Source organism: Flavobacterium sp. RNTU_13 (assembly GCF_046614455.1).
In the GTDB taxonomy this organism is placed as follows: domain Bacteria; phylum Bacteroidota; class Bacteroidia; order Flavobacteriales; family Flavobacteriaceae; genus Flavobacterium.
Map to the genome: position 1 here is coordinate 1 of NZ_JBKJHB010000014.1, position 3,124 is coordinate 3,124.

1 pseudogene is annotated in these 3,124 nt (G+C 42.6%); it reads left to right on the top strand.

The window, feature by feature from the left end:
- Positions 1-3,124, top strand: a pseudogene (locus ACLI08_RS16365) (hypothetical protein); the annotation flags it as partial.

Sequence of the window (3,124 nt, forward strand, 5' to 3'; positions counted from 1 at the left end):
ATATTACGTGCGTGTAATAAATGTCTTTACACAGGTAAGTACATTTAACTTTAATATATGTGTTAATAAATATCCTCTCCCAGCAAACGACCTTTGTGCCAATGCTATACAGTTAACACCGGGAACTACATGTAACTACACTGCGGGTACTTTTTCGGGGGCACTAAATGATGGCGGCACTTCATGCGTTGCAACGGCCAGCCAGGATGTATGGTATAAATTTACGGCTACCGACCAAACAATGAAAGTTACCGTAGACGCTATATATGACTTAAACCATGCAATCCAGATATTTCAGGGAGGGTGTAACGGGTCTCTGTTTGCCTGTGGAAACACTAGCGGACAAAATGGTACTGAAACGGTTTTCAGGAATGATTTTATCCCCGGTCAGGAATATTACGTGCGTGTAATAAATGTCTTTACGCAGGTAAGTACATTTAACTTTAATATATGTGTTAATAAATATCCTCTCCCTGTTAACGACCTTTGTGCCAATGCTATACAGTTAACACCGGGAACTACATGTAACTACACTGCGGGTACTTTTTCGGGGGCGCTAAATGATGGCGGCACTTCATGCGTTGCAACGGCCAGCCAGGATGTATGGTATAAATTTACAGCTACCGACCCAACAATGAGGATTACCGTAGACGGCATATATGACCTGAACCATGCAATACAGGTATTTCAGGGAGGATGTAACGGGTCTCTGTTTGCCTGTGCAAACACCAGTGGACAAAATGGTACTGAAACGGTTTTCAGGAGCGATTTTATCCCCGGTCAGGAATATTATGTGCGTGTAATAAATGTCTTTACGCAGGTTAGTGCATTTAACTTTAATATATGTGTTACTAAATATTTAACTCCTGCCAATGACCTTTGTGCGAATGCCATTGAACTTATCCCGACTTTAGAATGCAGTTACATAGCAGGCACTATTAATGGTGCGCTAAAAGACGGCGATACAGCAACATGTGCTCCGAATGCCTTACAGGATGTATGGTATAAGTTTACGGCTACCGATGCCACAATGAGCATCTCGATGCCTTACTCACCAGGAATAAACCAGGCATTCCAGATACTGCAGGGCGGCTGTAATGGTACAGTTATAGCCTGTGTAAATAACTTTGGGATGGATCAGGCCGAAAGGTATATGGCTAACAATTTTATAATTGGCCAGCAGTATTATATAAGGGTATTAAATGATGGAGGCTTTACAAGTACTTCGAACTTTTATATATGTGTTGCCAAATATCCTGCGCCAGCCAATGACCTTTGTGCTAATGCCGTGGAATTAACGCCTAATTTAGAATGCAGTTATACTAATGGAACCATAAGCGGTGCGCTAAGGGATGGTACCGCAACTACCAACTGTACCAACAATGCACAGCAGGATGTATGGTACAAATTTACAGCTACTGATGTTACCATGGGTATCAATATGTCTTACTCAGACGGTATTGACCAGGCTTTCCAGATAATTCAGGGTGGCTGTAACGGTACGGTAGTAGCCTGTGTTAACAATCAGGGCATGAACCAAGCTGAGAGCTACATAAACAATAATTTTATTATTGGGCAGGAATACTATATAAGAGTGTTACACAACGGGGGCTCTTTAAGTAATGCGGGCTTTCTTATATGTATTAATAAATATCCGCCCCCTGCTAACGACCTTTGCACCAATGCTACTGAAGTATTTCCAGATACAACGTGTAATTATATAGGAGGCACATTTTCAGCCTCGCATAATGACGGAACAACCCCTGTGTGCCCTACAGGCACCGCTTCACAAGATATTTGGTACAAATTTGTTGCAACTGAGCAAACCTATAGTATCTACATGAACCCTGTAAGCGGTTTTAACCCAGGCTTCCAGATATTTGAAGGAAGTTGTAACGGAACAATGATAGCCTGTGTAAATAATGGAGGTAACAATGTTTCTGAATATTACAGAGATAATATTTTTGTAATAGGTCAAACCTATTACATAAGGTTTTTCCATTTAATGGGTGGCTATGTTAGCCAGAATATCACTTTCTGCATTACAAAATATCCTAAGCCTGCTTATGACACCTGCGAAAATGCAACGCTCTTATACCAAAATACCTCATGTACGCCAATTGCCGCTACTTTTAGCGGTGCAATGTTTGACGGGCCATCAATTTCATGCGCTCCCGTCGCTGGCCAGGACTTATGGTTCAAATTTATAGCCGAAGGAACCAGCGCAAACATTTACATTGGGCCAATGCTTGGTACCGACCTGGGATACCAGGTATTTCAAGGAGGATGCAACGGCACTTCTATTGCCTGTATTAACGGATATGGAGCAAACGTAAGTGAAACTGCAAACATTTCTAACCTAACGCTGGGAGAAGAATATTATATAAGGGTATTCAATGCTTTTCACGGGCCGGCTATTGACGCCTTTACTATTTGCGTCTATGGATCAATACAACCCTGTACGGCATCTGTTTCCGTTGCCGCATCATCTACACAAATATGCACAGGTAGCCCGGTAACCTTTACTGCAACCCCGGTTAATGGCGGCGCGACACCTCAATATCAGTGGAAACTAAACGGAAGTAATGTTGGCACTAACAGTGCTGTATTTACACCGTCAAATTTGATGAACGGAGATACTGTTTCTGTTGTAATGACCAGTAGTGCGACATGCGCATCTGTGGCAACGGTTACAAGTAATGTAGTTACTATGAATGTAACCAATCCTCAAACTCCTGCCTTTGCACAGATAGCGGCTATATGTCCCGGCGGCTCATTTACACTGCCTGCTACGTCTACAAACGGCATTACAGGAACATGGAGTCCGGCTGTAAATAATACTGCCACTACAACATATACATTTACACCAAATGCGGGCCAGTGTGCTACAACCACAACCATGACAGTTACAGTCGGCAACAATATAGTGCCAACATTTACGCAAATTGCACCAATATGTAGCGGAACCTCAATAACACTGCCTACTACATCTGCAAACGGCATTACAGGAACATGGAGTCCGGCTGTAAATAATACTGCCACTACCACCTATACATTTACACCAAATGCGGGCCAGTGTGCTACAACCACAACGATGACAGTTACAGTCGGCAACAATATAGTA